The organism is Nostoc linckia z4, assembly GCF_002608075.1.
GTDB classification, from domain to species: Bacteria; Cyanobacteriota; Cyanobacteriia; order Cyanobacteriales; family Nostocaceae; genus Nostoc; species Nostoc linckia.
In genome coordinates this window covers 20,780-40,231 of record NZ_LAHA01000001.1, presented here as the reverse complement: position 1 = coordinate 40,231, position 19,452 = coordinate 20,780, and the positions used below count along the sequence as shown (strand labels likewise).

Below are 19,452 nucleotides of genomic sequence, written 5' to 3'. Positions count from 1 at the left end.
TCCCGGCAACGGCTCACCAAAACAGCAGCTAGTTCCATTCAATAGACATCTCCAATAATTAATGCGCCGTTACCCGAAATCCTTAGTAGGAGACAACAGCCGTTCGCCCTTACTAACGCTAGTTTGAGTTGTGAAAAATATTAGTGGTGGTTGTTGACGGTTGACTGTTGACTGTAGTCAAATAAGTCTCTGGGCAGTATTTGGGGCTGCTATATTACTTGTGAACGCAAATGAGTGTGAGTGTTCAAAAACAACTTAAGTTAACTAATATTGAATTACGAAAAAAATCTTGCAATTAATCTTATAATCTTAAAAACATTGTCAGAATTAAGGAGCCAGAATTATTGAAAGTTAGCAAAAAATATGACGTTTGAGATATTCCTTAATTCTTCATTGAAAGAAAATTTTTCACAGTTATTTCAAAATCCACAATAGGATTATTTGAAATTTTTACAACTAAAATAGTTTGGTTATGTCCTAACTATTCTAAACTACTTCTAAATTCTGAATTCTGACTCCTGACTCCTGAATTCTGACTCCTGACTCCTGAATTCTGACTCCTGAATTCTGACTCCTGAATTCTGAATTCTGACTCCTGATTCCTGTTTTCTTTTATCTCACAATAATCTAATTAAATTAATTGCGATGCAGATTTTATTTTTACATCCCAACTTTCCCGCGCAATTTCGTAACCTCGCGATGTTTTTGGGCAGGGATAAAAATTTCAGAATAGTCTATGGCACAAATCGTCGCGAAGGAGAATTATTTGGCGTTCATAAAGCTATTTATACTCCTTCTCGTGAAGCTGCTCCCCAAACCCACCACTACGTTCGTAACCTGGAAAATGCTGTACTTACTGGTCAAGCTGTTTACCGGATGGCGGAAAAATTAAAAGCTGAGGGTTTCGTTCCAGATATAATTTATGGTCATTCTGGTTGGGGGCCGACTTTGTTTATGAAAGATGTGTTTCCCAAGGCAGAATTATTGTGTTATTTTGAGTGGTTTTATCATGCTTATGGTTCCGATGCAGATTTCGATCCCAATGAGCCATTAAATGCTGATGATGTATGCCGAATTCGCGTAAAAAATGCACCGATTTTAACTGATTTATACAGTTGCGATCGCGGACTTTCTCCTACTAATTGGCAGCGGCAACAGTTTCCTAAAGAATTTCAAGATAAAATCACAGTCTGTCATGACGGAATTGATACCAAATTTTTTGCTCCTCAACCAGATGCTAAGTTAGTTTTACCAAGAATAAATCTCGACCTTTCCCATGTACAAGAATTGGTAACTTACGTGGGAAGAGGAATGGAACCTTATAGAGGTTTTCCCCAGTTTATGGAAGCTGTAGCCCTACTTCAACAACGCCGACCCCAATGCCATGTAGTAGTTGTGGGAGAAGACAGAGTTGCTTATGGTAAAAATCTCCCCGATGGTAAGACTTATAAACAATTAATGCTAGAAAAATTATCTTTAGATTTATCAAGGCTGCACTTTACAGATAGTCTACCTTACCATGAATATCTCCAAGTATTACAAGCGTCTTCTGCTCATATTTATTTAACCCGTCCTTTTGTTTTATCTTGGTCGATGTTAGAGTCAATGTCAGTGGGATGTTTGTTAGTAGCTTCCAGAACTTCACCAGTTTTAGAGGTAATACAAGATGGCGTTAATGGACTACTTGTAGATTTCTTTTCTCCCCAAAATATTGCAGATCGAGTTGAAGAAGCCCTAGATAATCCTCAAGAAATGAAAGCGATTCGTGCCAACGCACGAGCGACAATTCTCCAACATTATGATGTAGCAAAACTATTACCAGAGCATTTGCAATGGATGTTAGCTACTAAGAAGGCTGAGAGTAAAAAGCGCCAAACTCCTAAAGTTTCTAAAGGATTTGCCGGAAATTAAATCAGTTATCAATACTGACAGAGAGTGGATGAGGGAGACAAGGGGACAAGGGAGAAGAGGAGCAGAGGAAGAAATGACTAATGATTAATGACTAATAACTAATGACTAATAATACTAAAAATGCGAATTCTGATTACTATTGCCCATTTTTTTAAACCTAGCGATGAGGGCCGTCATGCTTCCCAACGCAAAGACCCCAAACCTCGTTTGCAAGCTTTGAGCCAAAGCCTTGCTAGCTTGCACCAATTATTTGGTAAATCTCAAAGTATCATTAATATTGCTCAACGATTAGCTTTTCCTGCCAATCAACCCTTATCTCACGAATTAGATATTGTTATTTGTACAACTCAAAATAATCATCTTTTGAATCAGCTTCCTATACCATCTCATTTATATAAGCATCATTCTAGTAATGTAGAACCGATGCTTTTAGGATTTGAGTGCCAAGCTGTGCTGCAAAGTTATCTTGGAAAATACGATTACTATTGCTTTATGGAAGATGATTTAATCGTTCATGACCCTTGGTTTTTTGTTAAATTAGATTGGTTTACCCAACAAACAAATGACGCAAATTTGCTCCAGCCAAATCGTTATGAAATTTCACTGAATGGTTTAGTTCATAAAGCTTACATTGATGGAGATTTGGCTTTACGAGTTACTGCTCCTTTTCAAAACGTGCAGGAACAACAAGAACTCAAGGGTACAATTATGAATACATCTATTACATTTAATCGTGCCCTCAATCCTCATTCAGGTTGTTATTTTCTAAATGCAAATCAGATGGTTTATTGGGCTAATCAATCTTATTTTTTTAACAGAGATACAAGCTTTATTGGCCCTTTAGAAAGTGCTGCAACTTTGGGCATTATGAAAACATTCCGAGTTTATAAAACCTCACCTGAACAAGCCAGCTTTTTGGAAATTCAACACTTTGGTACAGGTTTTTTAGGTTTAATTGGAGGACAAGTAGGTTTGGCACAAAATTAATAAAAGTTTGGATTTTTAATTTGGCAAGCAAGATATATTATATAGGTTTTTCACTAGCAAAATTCCATGCGCCGAGATTCAATATTTTACAAAATATTCCAACAATCACCTAGTTTACTATTTGAACTATTGACAAATCCTCCACCAAATGCAGATGCTTATCGATTTGATTCAGTGGCTCTCAAAGAAGCAAAGTTTGAAATTGATGGAGTATTTTTGCCACCAGAACATGAAAGCCCCGGTGCTGTATATTTCTGTGAAGTACAATTTCAAAAAGATGAACAGTTGTACGAAAGATTATTTGCAGAATCTTCGTTATATTTCTATCGCAATCGTGCCAGATTTTCCGATTGGCAAGCAGTAATCATTTATCCATCAAGGAGTGTGGAACAAAGGGATATTTATCCCCATCGAAATCAGCTGAATGGAAACCAAGTCCATCGTGTCTATTTAGATGAATTGGGGGATATTCGTCAGTTACCTTTATGGGTTGCGTTAATGGTCTTAACTACAGTGGAGGAACAACAAGCACCTTCTGAAGCCAGATATTTGCTTGAGCGTTCTTCTGTTGAACAGCCTGAAACTATAAATCGCGCCATAATTGACTTAGTGACAACGATAATAATGTACAAGTTTGAACAACTAAGCCGTAAGGAGGTTGAAGAAATGTTAGGAATTACCCTCAAGGAAACAAGAGTTTACCGAGAAATCAAGGAAGAAGGACGAGAAGAAGGGCGAGAAGAAGGACGAGAAGAAGGAGAAAGGTCGCTGATTTTTCGTCAACTAACTCGAAGAGTGGGAGAATTACCTCTAGATGTGCGCGATCGCATTCAAACTCTCAACCTAGAACAACTAGAAAATCTTGGCGAAGCACTGTTAGATTTTACCAGTATGGCCGATTTGCAGGCTTGGTTAGAAGCATAACGATCGAGTAGGCTCAAGAACAGCCTTAATCTTTTCAAATTTGCAGATAGAAACTTTGCAATCTCCCGAAATTCATCACAAATCTGCTCTCACCACTAAATTTGTAATTCCCCAACGGCGAGTTGACACGGAAAATGTCAAAATTAAATGAGTTTTGCGTAGACGCGTTTGGGTTGATGCAGCTTCTTGTAGAGAAAAGAAGCGGATTACCACCAGACTGCAATTTCATTAGCGCAGATTTGAGATAACTAAGTTGAAAATTTATGGGCAAGCAACGTGTTCTTTCTGGAGTTCAACCAACCGGCAATTACCATCTAGGCAACTACTTGGGAGCCATTCGCAACTGGGTAGAAGGTCAGAGCGAATACGAAAATTACCTGTTCGTGGCTGATTTACACGCAATTACAGTGCCACACGACCCAACACAGTTGGCAGCTGATACTTATACCCTTGTTGCTTTGTATCTAGCTTGTGGTCTTGATTTAAATCACTCCACCATTTTTGTGCAATCCCACGTTTCAGCCCACAGCGAACTCACCTGGTTGCTCAACTGTATTACACCCCTAAACTGGCTGCAAGATATGATCCAGTTTAAGGAAAAGGCCGTCAAACAGGGAGAAAATGTGAGTGCAGGTTTACTGGATTACCCAGTACTGATGGCATCTGATATTTTGCTTTACCAAGCGGATAAAGTCCCAGTGGGTGAAGACCAAAAGCAACACTTGGAATTAACACGGGATATTGCAGCTCGGTTAAATCACCAATTTGGTAAACCAGATCGTCCAGTTTTGAAGTTACCAGATCCTTTAATTCCCAAACAAGGCGCAAGGGTGATGAGTTTGGCAGATGGTACGCGCAAAATGTCTAAGTCCGATCCTTCAGATTTAAGCCGCATCAATTTGCTAGATTCCCCAGAGCAAATTCAATACAAAATTAAGCGTTGTAAAACCGATCCGATTCGTGGTTTGATTTTTGACGACCCAGAGCGTCCAGAATGCAATAATTTATTAACTCTGTATACTTTGCTTTCTGGAAAGACAAAAGAAGATGTAGCAGTTGAGTGTCAGGATATGGGCTGGGGACAATTCAAGCCATTGTTAGCAGATACAATGATTGAGGCTCTCAAACCAATCCAAGAAAAATATCAGGCGATAACTGAAGACAAAAGCTATTTAGAGTCTGTGTTGCGGGATGGAGCCGAAAAAGCGAGAGCGATCGCCAATCAAACTCTATCACAAGTCAAAGTCGCTTTAGGCTACTCTCTGCCTCTATGAGTTTTACCTTTTGGGTGTGATTTGTTATACCATTTAACAAGAAAGAATCCAGAATTCAGATTTCTGAATTCTGATTTCTGACTTATTCTTTAATAAATAAAGATTTCTAATGATATGCATCACACCCATAGCCCCACTGCCTTCCGTAGAGCCGTGCAAGCAGGTGAATTTCTGGTTACGGCTGAGGTAGCACCTCCAAAGGGAGGAGATCCAACCCACATGATTAAAATGGCGGCGACCCTTAAGGGGAGGGTTCATGCCGTCAATATTACCGATGGTAGCCGCGCTGTGCTGCGGATGTCTTCATTAGTGGCATCACTAATTTTATTACAAAACGGTGTCGAGCCGATTTGTCAAATTGCTTGCCGCGATCGCAACCGCATTGGTTTACAAGCCGATTTGATGGGCGCTCATGCTTTAGGCATACACAATATCTTAGCCCTCACTGGCGACCCAGTAAAAGCAGGCGATCATTCAGAAGCCAAAGCTGTTTTTGACTTGGAAGCTGTGCGACTGCTACAAATAATTCGCAAAATGAATCAAGGCGTTGATTGCAACGATAAACCCCTAACTGATGGGGCACTAGATTTATTTCCTGGTGCAGCAGTAGATCCACAATGTAAGAGTTGGTCGGGTTTGCAAAGTCGATTTGAACGCAAAATCGAAGCCGGAGCGCAATTTTTTCAAAGTCAGTTAATTACCGATTTTGAACGTCTAGAAAAATTTATGGACACAATTGCCACTGGTTATAAAAAACCAATTTTGGCAGGAATTTTTCTGTTGAAATCAGCTAAAAATGCTCATTTTATTAATAAGTGTGTTCCGGGAGTAAATATTCCCCAACATATTATTGATAGATTGGCCAAAGCCAAAGATCCCCTTGAAGAAGGCATGAAAATTGCTGCCGAACAAGTGCAAATAGCGCGGCAATTGTGTCAAGGTGTCCACATGATGGCAGTGAAACGTGAAGATTTAATTTCACCAATTTTAGATTTAGCTGGAGTTGCAACAGTTAATCAGTTGGTAGCAAGGTAAAGGCAGCAATAAATTAGACTTCTAAGAGAAGTAGGGAAAAGGGAAAGGGGAAAGGGGGAAAGGTTTGATATTTTCCCTTTTCCCAATAAAGATGTATACCTTTTCCCACAAGAGTACAAAAAGCACTCTTGTGCAAAAGGTCTATTTTTAATGAAAGCAGTTGGTTATTCCACCTGCTTTTTCTATGTGGAAATAGAAGGCGATCGCTTTTGTTGATAAACTTTAAATACAGACTTTTACGTTAACTAAATACCAGTGCAAACTGATAAAATATTTTATAGCTTATTTCAAAGTTTTCCCAGCATATTTTTTGCTATAATTGGAGATACAACTGTTAACGTCAATGCCTATGAATTTGTTTCTGTGGAAGTAAAAGAAACTGCCTTTCGCATTGATGGGGTGTTTGTTCCTACAAATGAAAGTATAGATCAACCACTATACTTTGTTGAAGTTCAGTTTCAACTAGACTCGGTTTTTTACAGACGCTTCTTTGCAGAAATCTTTGTTTATTTACGCCAAAACCAATCAGTAAATCATTGGCGTGCTGTAGTTATCTATCCTCAAAGGAGTTTAGATCCAAGCGATCGCTTGCCCTATGAGTTGCTACTAAACAGTCCACAAGTGCAATGTATTTATCTAGATGAATTAGGGACAACAGACAACTCATTGCAAATAGCGATCGTCAAATTAATTATCGAGAAAGAAGAGACAGCCATTGACAAAGGTAAAGAATTGATTTTGCAGGCAAGACAGCAACTGGCAGATGAAGCAACCAAAAAGCAAATTGTAGAATTGATAGAAACCATCTTGTTGTACAAATTTACCCGATTAAGCCGAGAGGAGTTAGAAAAAATGTTGGGCATAGATGAGGAATTCAAGAAAACAAGAATGTATCAATCAATCAAACAAGACGGCTTGGAAGAAGGCCGTCAAGAAGGCCGCCAGGAAGCTAAATTAGAAGCTGTTCCAAGGTTGTTGTTATTAGGTTTAAGTGTGGAACAAATAGCAACGGCTCTTGATTTAACAGTTGAGCAAGTACAGCAAGTAGCTGAAAATCAGTCTGGCTGATTGTGCATTGTTGTTGAATTTGGTGCTTTACCTTTGGCAACACTTTTCTGTACATCGCTTAACCAATTGCCTGTAACCATCCTCGTCATAATAGACTTCTAAGAGAAGTCGGGAAAAGGGGAAGGGAAAAGGGGGAAAGGTTTGGTATTTTCCCTTTCTTCTTTAACATGATTCCCTTTGACCACAAGAGTCCAAAAAGCAATTGATTGCAAGAGGTCTAATGGCGAGAATGGTTTTTGTTTTGGTATTAAATATTAGTCTCTAGCGGCATATCACTAATGACATAGAGTACTCAGCCGCTTGAGACTTGTCCGTTGCATCAAAATAGGTTACATCTTACCGTGTTGCAGCACTTCTTGTAGATGGTGACGAATTTCTTTGGCTTGCTCAATATCAGATTGCCGCAATTTCTGGAACAACTCTACACATGGCTGGGAACCCACTTCTTGTGCATCTTTAATGTAAGTTTCATAAGCTTTAACAGCTTCAGCCTTGTTGTGCAACACGGTGACAAAATCATACTCCAAGTTGCTAATTGGTTCTTGAGACTGTCCGTTACCTCTATTAGTAGTCATTATTTGAACCTCTTCTAAGATTTCTAATTCACTTATACTGAGCCTTAGAGAGTAATTCATCTTCCAAAAAGGGTATAGTTCAATACGTCGGAAGTACCTTGCAAGGGTCGGTAATGTACCAAATAACTAGTCAGTTCTTGATTTTGTAATTGTTATTATTTGAGAAACATCATGAATTGTTGCCTATTTATCGTTGATATTCAAAATGGATTTATAACTCAAAATACCAGTGATGTTGTACAGAAAATTAAGTTTTTACTAAAACAAAATATATTCGACAATGTTATATTCAGTAGATTTATAAATACCACCGATAGTCCTTATGTAAAATATTTAAATTGGCATCAACTTTTTTCTGAAACAGAACAAAAAATTGTTGACGATATTGAACCATTTGCTAAGATAGTTTTTGACAAAACTGTTTATACTGCTTGCAATGAAGAAACTTTAAGATTTCTTCAAACAAGAAATATTCAGACAGTATTTATTTGTGGAATTGATACCGAGGGTTGTGTATTAAAAACTGCTATTGATTTTTTTGAAAATAATATTATTTCTTATGTTTTGACGTATTATTCAGCATCAAATGGAGGTGATGATTACCACAAAGCAGCAATTTTAATTTTGAGTCAATTAATTGGAATCAACAAAATTATAACTGAATCTTTAGATAAAGAAAATTTAAATAAATATTTAAACCAATTCAATTTTGAATAATCTGATTTGGCGCAGCCTCATAAAAAAATGGTATCAGCCGTAGCCTCAAGCAAAGGAGCGGGGAGATTAAAAAGTAAAAAGATACCTTTATTACTTTTATCTTTTATCTTTAAATTTACTTTTCTCCCACTCCTGTTTTTGATAGGAATTTATGCGAGAGGTTGGTTTTCTTCACATTGACGTGAATACTGAAATTGCAGATCCTTTGGGCGTTCCCTACCTCCTTTATAAACAATAGGACACAATTTAGTGTTAGCGCTTATACAATCCATGTGTGGCGTTTTAGCACAGACTATTAATAGGCCACCCAGAATAAACAATAAGCCACAAATTGCAGCCGTTTGAAAAGAAGAAATCTCTAAGACCCCGTGAACTACAATTTCTCGGAGAACAGAAACAATTGTTACCTCAACTGCGACTCCTACAGAAATACTATGTTCTTGCAAATAGACCATTAATAGTCGAAATAACTCGACTAAAATTAACACAAATAGTATTTTTGCAGTCACATGTTTATAGTCTAGTGGCTGCGTGAGGGCAACACCTATCCCCCACAATTGAATGAGCATAACGGCGAATAAACCCAAACACAAGACAATCACAATTAAGTCTTGAAAGGCTTCCATGTTGCGAACAATTGAATGGCGATCTAGCCAGCGATCGCAAAATAAAAATCGACTCTTCAGGCGCTTTTGCATTACGTTTCATTCCAGTTAGGACAACTTCAGACAACACCAGCGAGTCAACCCATAATTTTATGTTACAGCAGAATTCAGAACTCAGAATTCAGAATTCAGGAGTCAGAATTCAGAACTCAGAATTCATCAGGAATCTAGTAGGATTAGTATATTGACTTATCACATATTCTGACCCTTAAACTCTTATACCGAATTTTGAGGAAAGTCTCAAACCCTAACATCAAGGTTTTTTTATTCTGAATTCTGAATTCTGAATTCTTCTGTTCACTATTTACTATTTATCGAATTAAATTTTGTGCTTGTTGTAACAATTGTTCGGTGTTTTTTGCCCATTGATAATTTCCCTGAGCATTGTATAAATCTCTGGCAAATTGTAAGACTTGTACGGCATCATTATATTGTTGTAACTGCATAAAAACTAACCCAGCACCATAATAAGCATTGGGATAGTTAGAGTTAGCTTCGGCTGATTTTCTAAAAGCTTCTAAAGCTTCTTGTAATTTACGTTGATTAAATAAAATTGAACCAATATTATAATGAGCTTCTGGATATTTAGGATTAATTTTTATTGCTTGATTAAAGGCTTCTTTAGCTCGATCGCTCTGATTTTGCTGTAGATAACACATGCCAATATGATAATAAGGTTCTGGGGCATTTTTGCTATATTCTATGGCTTTTTTAAAAGATGCGATCGCCCGATCGCAATCTCGTCGCTGTTCTCGTAGTAAGCCCAAGTTATAGTGAGCAAATCCTAGTTTGGGATCGAGTTCTAAGGCGCGTAGCAAGTAATCGTTAGCTAACTCTAAATTATTCCCTTCTAACAACGCACCGCCTAAATTAGCGAAAGCCGGAGCAAATTTCGGATCGGCTTGCGTCGCTCGATAAAATGCGTCCGCAGAGGGTTGTAATTGTCCTATTTGTCGTAATGCTAGCCCTAAGTTGTAATGTGCGGCGGCTAATGTGGGATCTAATTGACTTGCTTGTTTAAAGGCGGCGATGGCATCTTGCACTCTTCCCGCCTGAATTGCTTGTAAGCCTTGGTTTAACCAGTCCATAGCACTTTGAGTGTTAGATTGTGCCAGGTTTGAGGGAAATGAGGGGATGCGGGGACGCGGGGACGCGGGGACGTGGGGACGCGGGGACGTGGGGATGCGGGGACGCGGGGATGCGGGGACGTGGGGAGGCAAAGATAAGAGGGATGAGGGAAATGAGGGAGAGGGGACGCTACCTACTAATATCAAACTGACTAAAGTTGTTATGCCATATTTATCAAGTGATAATTTCATAGATTTTCTAAATCGCAACAATTTTCAGTTAGTTTACTTAACAAAAAGTTTGGGGAATGCTAAAGTTTTTTACAAAACTTTTTGATTACCTATTGAACTTTGTTTAGCTTAACTTTTCTTAAGCTAAATCTTACGACAGGCTACAATTTTTTTAAATATCGATTAAAGGTAGGATAATAACAAATTAAAGAAGGGGTAATTTTGACTGCGCCAATTTAAGATTTGAGATTTTAGATGATTTCGGTTCATGTCTCCCCCAGGCTGCGTCGCACTTCGCTAACATGGGCGGAACAAATTCCAAATTAAAAATCCTCAAGCCCCTACCCAGAGTGGTCGGGTAAATGCAAAATCGTTCGACTGAGCGGAGTCGAAGTCTAAAATTTAAAATCCAAAATCGATTGACTCCAGAAAACCATTTTTTATCCCTGATAAAGATAGCGTAATGCGGTTGGTAATGAATTACCGCAAGGGAGGTTTTATGAACGAAAAAGTAAAATCGGGTTCGCGGAATGTTGCAATTGTTGGGCCTTATTTAAGTGGAAAAACAACTTTACTAGAAAGTTTGTTATTTGTTACAGGGGCGATTTCTCGCAAAGGAAATGTTAAAGACAGCAACACAGTAGGAGATAGTGCTGCCGAGTCCCGCGATCGCCACATGAGTGTAGAAGTCAGCGCTGCTAGCACTGAGTATAACGGTACTCGCTTCACTTTTGTTGATTGTCCCGGAAGTGTAGAATTTGCCCAAGAAACATACAATGCTTTAATCGGAGTTGATGCCGCAATTGTAGTTTGCGAACCGATACGCGATCGAGTCCTCACCCTCGCCCCTTTATTTAAATTCCTTGACGATTGGGAAATTCCCCACATAGTTTTCGTCAACAAAATGGATCGGGCAAATATCCATGTTTTAGAAACATTAAACGCCCTGAAAGCAGTATCCAGCCGTCCCCTAGTAGCGCATCAATATCCCATCATGCAAGGGGAACAACTCACCGGCTTCATCGACATGGTGAGCGAACAAGCATATCAATATCATCCCGGCGCACCCGCTGACCCCATCCCCTTCCCCGAAAATTTAAAAGAAGAAGAACATATCGCACGGGCCCAAATGCTCGAAGCCCTAGCAAACTTTGACGACCACTTACTCGAAGAACTGTTAGAAGATATCGAACCACCCCAAGAAGAAATCCTCAAAGATTTAAAAATGGAATTAGGGGCAGATTTAGTAGTCCCGGTTTTCTTTGGTGTGGCAGAACAAGATTATGGTGTTAGACCTTTAATAGAAGCTTTGTTACGGGAAGCCCCCGAACCAGAAACCGCAGCAGAACGCCGCTTAAAAAATATCAAAGGCGATACTCCCATCGCGCAGGTACTCAAAACTTTCTACACTCCCCAAGGTGGCAAACTTTCTCTGGTGCGCGTTTGGCGGGGTAAATTAACCGATGGTGTTGTCCTCAATGGCGTTCGCACCGGTGGAATTTATCGCCTCATGGGACAACAACAGCAATTAGTGAACGAAGTTGCTGCTGGTGAAATTGTTGCCTTGAGTCGCTTAGAAGGAATCAAGACCGGGGATACAATTTCCACAGAACAACCTTCAGCAATGCAATTACCCAAAGCTGAACAGTTGGAACCTGTGTATGCCCTCGCCATTACACCCGAAAAGCGCAACGATGAAGTTAAACTCAGTGCAGCCATTACTAAACTCTTAGAAGAAGACTGTTCCCTGGCTTGGGAACAACACGGCGACACCCACGAAGTAATCCTTTGGGGTCAAGGCGAAATTCATTTGCAAGTCGCCTTGGATAGACTGCGCCGCAAATATAACTTGCCCATGACAACCCACTTACCGCAAGTTCCTTACAAAGAAACCATCCGCAAAACGGTGGCTTCAGTTCACGGACGGTACAAACATCAAAGTGGCGGTCACGGTCAATTTGGTGATGTTTTCCTAGAAATCAAACCCCTACCACGGGGCGAAGGATTTAACTTTAATGAAACCATCGTCGGTGGTGTCGTTCCGAGACAGTACATCCCTGGCGTAGAAATGGGCGTGCGGGAATTTCTGGCACACGGGCCTCTGGGCTTCCCTGTAGTGGATGTAGCGGTAACTTTAACCAACGGTTCCTACCACACCGTGGATAGTTCCGAACAAGCCTTTAAACAAGCCGCCCGCTTAGCTATGCAAACAGGCATACCCCAAGCACAACCCACGCTATTAGAACCAATTTTGCATGTAGAAGTGACAACACCAAGCGAATTCACCTCCAAAGTGTTGCAACTACTCAGTGGGAGACGGGGACAAATCTTAGGCTACGAAGGCAGAAGCGATTGGCAAGGCTGGGATAAAGTAGTTGCATACTTGCCACAAGCAGAGATGCAGAATTTTATTGTAGAGTTGCGATCGCTCACCTTAGGCGTTGGTTCCTTCCACTGGGTCTATGACCATTTGCAAGAAGTTCCCGATAAACTCGCCGAACGCGTCCTAGCTACCAATGGCAATGGTAATAACGGCAACGGCAAGTAATTTTAGATTTTAGATTTTGGATTTTTAATTCATCTAAAATCAACCATAGCCCGAAACTAAAAATTTCGGGCTAATTAAGTAATTTTCAATCAATCGTTGTTAGTCTATGTCTTCTTCGCTAAGACCTGCATCTTTAAGCAGTCCTTTAAGTGTTCCAATCGGTAAATCACGATTACCATGAACAGGAATAGAGAGAATAACACCTTCCTTTGCATAAATATGGTGACTGCCAGTAATCCGTTTCAGATTCCAGCCATACCGTTCAACAATTTTACATAAGCCTTTACCAGAAACTGATTTCTTGACACTCCCCCGCTAACCGCAAAGCGGTGTAGCGGGAGATTCTTGCTTCTCAGAAACACGCTTTTTGGTACAAGTACCAACGAGTCTTACTGCTTCTCCACAAGCTTGAATTTCTGTGTGTCCCACAGTATTTGTTGACAGTATTCTTATCCCTTCTGCTCTTAAGTTCCGCGAGGCATTTTCATCTCTGTCGTGGGTTGTTTGGCAACTTGAACAGATCCACTCACGGATACTCAAATTCAGTAAATCATTTTTATGACMACAACATGAACAAAGCTTTGAACTAGGAAAGAATCTGTCAACTTGAACAAATTTACCTCCCTCTCTCTCTAGTTTGTAGCTGATGAAATTAAGCAACATACCAAATCCAGCGTCATGTATTGATAAGGCAAGCTTAGTACGTGCTAATCCTTGAATACAAAGGTTYTCAGTTACTATGACTTGGTTATCATCAACTAACTTTCGTGAGAGTTTATGGAGAAAATCTTGTCGAGTATGTGATATTTTTTCGTGAACTTTGGCGACTACTTTAACAGATGAACGTCTATTGTTAGACCCTTTAGCTTTACGAGATAAAGCTTTTTGCCTAATTCTCAACCGTTTAGCATATTCCCTAGTAGGCTTAATTGGGTCAACTTTATAACAGGTTTCACCATCAAAGACAGTTATTAAACTGGTTAACCCTAAATCAATTCCTGATATCTTCCCTTGCTTGTTGTTTGTTAAATCTCCGGTTTCAAATAAGATTGCAGCAAAATATTTATCTGTACTTGTTTTAGAAACACTTACAGATTTAATCTTACCATTAACATTCTTTGAAAGACTCGCTTTAACAATACCAAGCTTAGGTAGCTTTAGTCCATCATCTTTAATTGAACAACTCTCAGGGAATCGAATTGATTGCTTGGAATGTTTACTCTTGAACTTAGGGAATCCACTACGTTTTACAAAGAAGTTTTTAAACGCAGTTTCTAGATTCTTGAGTGATTGTTGTAGAACAGCAGCAGTTGGTTCTTGTAACCATTCATAATCAGCCAGTTTCTTCAGCTGGGTAAGGTCTTTAGCCATTTGGCAGTAAGTCATGCCTTTACCCGTTTCTTCGTATTGAGCATTAGTTTTATTGAGGTAGAAATTCCAAACAAAGCGGGAACATCCAAAGCTTTTAGCCAAGGACATCTCCTGTTCTTTGTTGGGGTAAATTCTGACCTTCAATACATCTAACATCAATAAGATTTTGAGAAACTATCGTGAGGCAGTGTGCAGAACAGGGGGTTTCCACGCCACTTGCTACAACGGGGGGAACCCCCGCAACGCAGTGGCTCCCCATGAACAACTGCCGTGTTAATCTACTACTTACCGCTATGTCTTGTCAATACATGTACAATCATGGTTTCAGGTCTGTTTACAGGCTTAACGCTCATATCCTTCTAGTTGTGAAGTACCGCAGAAAGGCTATTAATGCAGAAATACTAAACAGGTTAAAAGAAATAATCACAGATACCCTCAAAAAGTGGGACTGTGAATTACTGGAATTTAATGGCGAACCAGACCATGTACACTTATTAATTGATTACAAACCAGACAAACCACTCTCAACACTGATTGGAAATATCAAGACAGTGAGCAGTAGATTAATCCGCAAAGAGTTCCCCTGGTTGGCTAAAAAATACTTTTACAACAAGCCTTATTTTTGGACTGGTGCGTACTTTGTGGCTAGTTGTGGTGGTGTCACAGTTGAGCAATTAAAGAATTACGTCGAGAACCAACAACAACCAAAACAATGATTCGCTGCGCTCAATTTTATATTGGTCGCAATTCATCATCCCGTTAAGCTTTGCTGTAACGGGAGTCAAGAAAGCTCCATTAAGATAGAGATAGTTCAATCAGCTGTTTATCCGGTTCAAGTTCTTCCTGCTGGCTAGCAACTTCAAGCCAACCCTGGATTGCATCTTTAAGCATTTCTAATAGATGTTCGTAGCTTTCTCCCCAAGTGTGACATCCTGGTAAAGCTGGTACAGATGCACACCAAACACCATCTTCTTGCCAGATAACCGCCTTAATTTTCATAATAAATCTGTTGCATTCTCGTGTTGTAAATCTTAGCGTAACTAGATTTACAAGCCAAGCTGCATTGCATATTTTTCGGAATTTCCAAGTTGAGCAACTCAAGCTAAAATTATTAATTATTATTTAATCTTAATTGATTAATTTGTAATTTTATTTATTCAATTTATTTTTCCAACTCAATGTAACTTAATAATGCCCTTCTATATTAGGACTTACGCAAAAACTCTCTCAAACCCTCTTTCTTCGTGTCCTTCTCTGACGAGACGCTGCGCGAATGTGTTCTTTGTGGTTCGTTCTTCCGTGACCTTTGCGTAAGTCCTGTATATAACAGAAATACTAAATATAGTAGTTCTAAATCATTTGTAAAATCTTGCTGCTGTTGACAGTCAACGGTCAACAGTCAACGACCAATACTGAAATTTTTCACAAATCAAATAGGATTCATATATAGCAATACTATTTGATTTTTGAATAAAATTCCGTACACTTTACTTTTTTATAACCCTGTTGCCTATTGCCTATTACCTCTTGCCTGCCTATACAGATCGAGCATTTAGGCAGTGGTTAAGAGACGAAATTAAATCTCCGTAGGAGTACGCTTGTGATAACGTAAAATCGTAGTTATTGCGTAAGTCCTGTTGAAAATAATTAGGGCTTGTTGAATAACGATAAAATCCTTATGTTTCAAACTTTTCAGGGTATCATCAGAGAAAAAAGTGCAAGGAAATAGGGGTATGAGGTTGAAAAGCCTTGCATTTACAGAGGATGCGTTGCTTGGGGAGGTAACATTACTGAGTACTGGTTCCCGGTTGAAAAAGAACCAGTAGCCATCAGCCAACACGGTAAATACTGAAAGCTGTTAACTCAACTCAACAAATTGACTATGAATACAGAACAAGCAAACAAAACAATCCGCACAGGAGTTCTAGGTTTCGGTGGACTTGGACAAGCCGCCGCCAAGGTACTTGCTGGCAAACGCGAAATGATTTTAGTCGCAGCAGCAGATCAAAAAGGTTATGCTTACGCCGCAGAAGGTTTAAATACTCAAGAATGTATCGCTACGTATCAATCTCAAGGTTCGTTAGGTTATCTAGAGCCTGTTGGCACATTAAGCAATAACAGCATTCAAGATTTAATCGCTAGTAGTCAGCCTGTAGATGGGTATTTTTTGGCTTTACCTAATCTGCCAAATGATTTTATTCCCTCTGTTGCCAAGCAGTTTATCGAATCTGGTTGGCGGGGTGTACTAGTGGATGCTATTAAGCGCACTAGTGCAGTAGAACAATTACTGGCGATGAAAGATGAACTCCAAGCTGCGGGAATTACTTACATGACAGGATGCGGTGCTACTCCTGGACTGTTAACCGCCGCCGCCGCCCTAGCCGCCCAAAGCTATGCCGAAATTCATAAAGTAGAAATTACCTTTGGTGTGGGAATTGCCAACTGGGAAGCTTACCGCGCCACTGTCCGCGAAGACATCGGACACATGCCTGGTTATACAGTGGAAACTGCTAGGGCAATGACTGATGCAGAGGTGGAAGCACTGTTAGATAAAACTAATGGCGTGCTGACCTTGGAGAACATGGAACACGCCGATGATGTGATGTTAGAAGTAGCGGGAATCGTGGGACGCGATCGCGTTACTGTTGGTGGTGTAGTCGATACTCGCAATCCTAAAAAGCCCCTCAGCACCAACGTTAAGGTAACAGGACGCACCTTTGAAGGTAAAATCTCCACCCATACCTTTACTTTGGGAGATGAAACCAGCATGGCAGCCAATGTCTGCGGCCCTGCTTTCGGCTATCTCAAAGCTGGTAGACAATTGCAACAACGCGGCATTTATGGAATATTTACCGCTGCGGAAATTATGCCCCAATTTGTCAAGTAATAAATGTTGATTGTTGACGGTTGACTGTTGACTGCAAACCGTCAACAGTTAACAGTCTTCTATGGAATATTTTTTTACTTGGAAGTCACTGAAGAATTGTTTGTGAATTTTAATTTGCTGAAGTTTATAAATCGTAATCTCCGGCAGATTGTCACAGCCACATTTCCAGATGCTTAACAAAGCCTACGAGAAAGTGAAGCAATACTCAAAGCAAGTTGTACCACGGTCTCCTTAAAGAGAAGTTGAGATGCCTACAGCAAGCCGCTCAACGTCTAGGTTGTAAGCTTCCCCTTTAACTTCTCTCCCCATCTTTCCACTTCCCCACCCCGCCATCTCCCTACCTCTTGTTCCTGCCATAACTAGGGTTTTCACTAGGTATTTTTTCCTACTTTTGGGCTAGTTTTTAGTGTAACAAGTACCCTAAAACTACAAAAAATCCTGAAATCTATATAAATTAATGGTTTCATCTATCCACATCAGGCTACAACACCTTAGAATGATTCATTGAAAAGTCGAGCCGATGGGATGTACAGCCGTTTTGAGTAAAAATACTCCCAAAGGATGATTTTTGTATTTCTGACAACAGAGATTTCTGTATAGATGTATCAATGTACATCAGTATAAAAATCTCAAGTAAACTTAGGAGTTTGACATGAACAAAGGTGAATTAGTTGATGCCGTAGCTGAAAAGGCTAGTGTTACCAAGAAACAAGCCGATGCCGTTTTAACAGCCGCACTGGAAACGATTATTGAGGCGGTTTCCTCTGGCGATAAAGTAACGCTGGTGGGATTCGGTTCTTTTGAATCACGGGAACGTAAAGCTCGTGAAGGTCGCAACCCGAAAACAAATGAAAAAATGGAAATTCCGGCGACGAAGGTGCCTGCCTTCTCAGCAGGGAAGCTATTTAGAGAAAGGGTAGCACCCCCAAAATCATAGGGTTTGTTTCAGGAAACCTTTTTTTGATGCGGCAACCAGCACACGGGGGAAATTTAGCCTGGGCAGCAGCACTGGCTGGCTGTCCCCCTGATGCTATTCTGGATTTTTCTGCTAGCATCAGCCCTTTGGGGCCACCAAACAGCGCGATCGCTGCGATCGCGTCTGCATTTGGTGATATTAAGCACTATCCAGACCCAAACTATAGTGAACTGAGACTAGCTCTCAGTCACTTCCATCAATTGCCGTATGAGTGGATTCTGCCGGGTAATGGCTCAGCAGAATTACTTACTTTAATAGGTAGAGAATTAGCTCAATTGGCGGCAACACTTTTAATAACTCCAGCCTTTGGCGACTACTATCGAACCTTAGCAGCGTACAAAGCTAAAGTGCTGGAGTGTCCTTTGTCATTAGTCATCGGTCAAGAGTCATCGGTCATCAGTCAAGAGTCATTATTTCTTGACAATGGACAAAAGACCAAAGACAAAGGACTGTTGCTGAACAACCCCCATAACCCAACAGGCAAGTTATTTTCGCGGGACTCAATTTTGCCCTACCTAGAGCAATTTGCCTTGGTAGTGGTGGATGAAGCATTTATGGATTTTGTGCCGCCCAATGAAGAACAAAGCTTAATTCCAGTGGTGCAAGAATATGCGAATTTAGTAATATTGCGATCGCTGACAAAATTTTACAGTCTCCCAGGACTGCGATTGGGATATGCCATTGCTCACCCCGACAGCCTGTCCAAGTGGCAACAATGGCGCGACCCCTGGCCTGTAAACACGCTAGCAGTAGCGGCGGCAATTGCGGCACTCCAGGATCGAGAGTTTCAACAGCAAACCTGGACATGGCTACCACCCGCACGAAAACAACTTTTTCAGGGTTTAGCTAAAATTTCTGGATTGCAACCCCAAGCAAGTGCTGTTAACTTTTTACTGGTTGAGTCTCAAAAATCCACTTTGCAGTTACAGCAAGAATTACTCAAGCACCATCAGATTTTAATCCGCGATTGCCTTAGCTTTAAAGAACTAGGCGATCGCTTTTTCCGGGTTGCTGTACGCGAAGATTTTGATAACCAACGCCTACTCACAGCGCTGAGTGAGTGGGGAGTGGGGACTGGGGACTAGGGACGCAGGGGAAAAGGTTAATGGTTCGACAAGCTCACCAACCGGTTAAAGGGAAAAGGAATAAATTTAATCTTTCCCCTTTTCCCCCTTTCCCCTTACCCCTTTCCCTTTCCCCATACCCCATGCCCTAT

At 40.3% G+C, this 19,452-nt stretch carries 20 protein-coding genes and 1 pseudogene; 13 read left to right on the top strand and 8 right to left on the bottom strand.

All coding sequences use genetic code 11. The features are described 5' to 3' along the window. Nucleotides 1–645 precede the first annotated feature (645 nt). From VF06_RS00180 to VF06_RS00170, 3 genes are all read left to right on the top strand, one after another. A complete protein-coding gene (locus VF06_RS00180) occupies nt 646–1,911 on the top strand; it encodes a glycosyltransferase family 4 protein (protein WP_099071420.1) in 1,266 nt (421 codons plus the stop codon). 120 nt (nt 1,912–2,031) lie between these two features. Continuing rightward, entirely contained in the window at nt 2,032–2,898 is an 867-nt protein-coding gene (locus tag VF06_RS00175; RefSeq protein ID WP_099071419.1) for a hypothetical protein, read from the top strand. Nucleotides 2,899–2,964: 66 nt separating this feature from the next. Then, the gene (locus VF06_RS00170) at nt 2,965–3,822 is read left to right on the top strand and encodes an Rpn family recombination-promoting nuclease/putative transposase (protein WP_099071418.1); all 858 of its coding nucleotides are present in this window, start codon (nt 2,965–2,967) and stop codon (nt 3,820–3,822) included. Nucleotides 3,823–3,897: 75 nt separating this feature from the next. On the opposite strand, the gene VF06_RS40055 is transcribed toward VF06_RS00170, so the two are convergent. Next, on the bottom strand, nt 3,898–4,035 hold the full coding sequence (locus VF06_RS40055) for a hypothetical protein (RefSeq protein ID WP_180267413.1): 138 nt from the start codon (nt 4,033–4,035) through the stop codon (nt 3,898–3,900). A 50-nt stretch (nt 4,036–4,085) separates the two neighbouring features. Here VF06_RS40055 and trpS point away from each other — a divergent pair, with 50 nt between their 5' ends. The 3 genes from trpS (at nt 4,086) to VF06_RS00155 (ending at nt 7,199) form a co-directional block, all read left to right on the top strand. After that, complete coding sequence (trpS, locus tag VF06_RS00165; protein ID WP_099071417.1) at nt 4,086–5,096, top strand: tryptophan--tRNA ligase; 1,011 nt, start codon at nt 4,086–4,088, stop codon at nt 5,094–5,096. A 114-nt stretch (nt 5,097–5,210) separates the two neighbouring features. After that, nucleotides 5,211–6,131, top strand: coding sequence for a methylenetetrahydrofolate reductase (locus VF06_RS00160; RefSeq protein WP_099071416.1), 921 nt, complete (start codon nt 5,211–5,213; stop codon nt 6,129–6,131). 255 nt (nt 6,132–6,386) lie between these two features. Next, nucleotides 6,387–7,199 (top strand): Rpn family recombination-promoting nuclease/putative transposase, encoded by an 813-nt coding sequence (locus VF06_RS00155; RefSeq protein WP_099071415.1) that lies wholly within the window; start codon nt 6,387–6,389, stop codon nt 7,197–7,199. A gap of 329 nt (nt 7,200–7,528) precedes the next feature. Here VF06_RS00155 and VF06_RS00150 read toward each other — a convergent pair whose 3' ends face one another. Beyond that, nucleotides 7,529–7,774: a hypothetical protein gene (locus tag VF06_RS00150; protein ID WP_099071429.1), complete on the bottom strand. Its 246-nt coding sequence runs from the start codon at nt 7,772–7,774 to the stop codon at nt 7,529–7,531. 171 nt (nt 7,775–7,945) lie between these two features. On the opposite strand from VF06_RS00150, the gene VF06_RS00145 reads away from it, so the two are divergent. Further along, complete coding sequence (locus VF06_RS00145) at nt 7,946–8,491, top strand: cysteine hydrolase family protein (RefSeq protein ID WP_099071414.1); 546 nt, start codon at nt 7,946–7,948, stop codon at nt 8,489–8,491. Between the two features lie 149 nt (nt 8,492–8,640). Here the strand turns inward: VF06_RS00145 and VF06_RS00140 are convergent, their stop codons facing one another. Together VF06_RS00140 and VF06_RS00135 are read right to left on the bottom strand one after the other, a co-directional pair. Beyond that, on the bottom strand, nt 8,641–9,189 hold the full coding sequence (locus tag VF06_RS00140) for a phosphate-starvation-inducible PsiE family protein (protein WP_099071413.1): 549 nt from the start codon (nt 9,187–9,189) through the stop codon (nt 8,641–8,643). 278 nt (nt 9,190–9,467) lie between these two features. Then, the gene (locus tag VF06_RS00135; RefSeq protein ID WP_244917983.1) at nt 9,468–10,475 is read right to left on the bottom strand and encodes a tetratricopeptide repeat protein; all 1,008 of its coding nucleotides are present in this window, start codon (nt 10,473–10,475) and stop codon (nt 9,468–9,470) included. Between the two features lie 478 nt (nt 10,476–10,953). Between VF06_RS00135 and VF06_RS00125 the strand changes: the two genes are divergently transcribed. Beyond that, a complete protein-coding gene (locus VF06_RS00125) occupies nt 10,954–13,002 on the top strand; it encodes an elongation factor G (RefSeq protein WP_099071428.1) in 2,049 nt (682 codons plus the stop codon). 99 nt (nt 13,003–13,101) lie between these two features. On the opposite strand, the pseudogene VF06_RS00120 reads toward VF06_RS00125, so the two are convergent. Next, nucleotides 13,102–13,275 (bottom strand): annotated as a pseudogene (locus VF06_RS00120) (type II toxin-antitoxin system HicA family toxin); the annotation flags it as partial. Nucleotides 13,276–13,317: 42 nt separating this feature from the next. Next, nucleotides 13,318–14,529 carry an RNA-guided endonuclease InsQ/TnpB family protein gene (locus tag VF06_RS00115; RefSeq protein ID WP_099076541.1) on the bottom strand — a complete coding sequence of 404 codons (1,212 nt, stop codon included), beginning with the start codon at nt 14,527–14,529 and terminating at the stop codon, nt 13,318–13,320. A gap of 152 nt (nt 14,530–14,681) precedes the next feature. On the opposite strand from VF06_RS00115, the gene tnpA reads away from it, so the two are divergent. Beyond that, nucleotides 14,682–15,089 carry an IS200/IS605 family transposase gene (gene tnpA, locus VF06_RS00110; RefSeq protein WP_099070878.1) on the top strand — a complete coding sequence of 136 codons (408 nt, stop codon included), beginning with the start codon at nt 14,682–14,684 and terminating at the stop codon, nt 15,087–15,089. A 79-nt stretch (nt 15,090–15,168) separates the two neighbouring features. Here the strand turns inward: tnpA and VF06_RS00105 are convergent, their stop codons facing one another. Next, a complete protein-coding gene (locus VF06_RS00105; RefSeq protein WP_099070861.1) occupies nt 15,169–15,372 on the bottom strand; it encodes a type II toxin-antitoxin system HicB family antitoxin in 204 nt (67 codons plus the stop codon). Between the two features lie 883 nt (nt 15,373–16,255). Between VF06_RS00105 and bioU the strand changes: the two genes are divergently transcribed. After that, on the top strand, nt 16,256–17,260 hold the full coding sequence (gene bioU / locus VF06_RS00100; protein WP_099070862.1) for a (S)-8-amino-7-oxononanoate synthase BioU: 1,005 nt from the start codon (nt 16,256–16,258) through the stop codon (nt 17,258–17,260). A gap of 27 nt (nt 17,261–17,287) precedes the next feature. Next, nucleotides 17,288–17,437, top strand: coding sequence for a hypothetical protein (locus tag VF06_RS40050; protein ID WP_180267414.1), 150 nt, complete (start codon nt 17,288–17,290; stop codon nt 17,435–17,437). A gap of 54 nt (nt 17,438–17,491) precedes the next feature. On the opposite strand, the gene VF06_RS42270 is transcribed toward VF06_RS40050, so the two are convergent. Beyond that, on the bottom strand, nt 17,492–17,617 hold the full coding sequence (locus VF06_RS42270) for a hypothetical protein (RefSeq protein WP_257208105.1): 126 nt from the start codon (nt 17,615–17,617) through the stop codon (nt 17,492–17,494). Nucleotides 17,618–17,912: 295 nt separating this feature from the next. Here VF06_RS42270 and hbs point away from each other — a divergent pair, with 295 nt between their 5' ends. Both hbs and cobD read left to right on the top strand, forming a co-directional pair. Further along, nucleotides 17,913–18,197, top strand: a complete 285-nt coding sequence (hbs, locus tag VF06_RS00095) for a non-specific DNA-binding protein Hbs (protein WP_015111786.1) — start codon at nt 17,913–17,915, stop codon at nt 18,195–18,197. A 26-nt stretch (nt 18,198–18,223) separates the two neighbouring features. Beyond that, on the top strand, nt 18,224–19,321 hold the full coding sequence (gene cobD, locus VF06_RS00090) for a threonine-phosphate decarboxylase CobD (protein WP_099070863.1): 1,098 nt from the start codon (nt 18,224–18,226) through the stop codon (nt 19,319–19,321). Nucleotides 19,322–19,452: the final 131 nt, after the last annotated feature.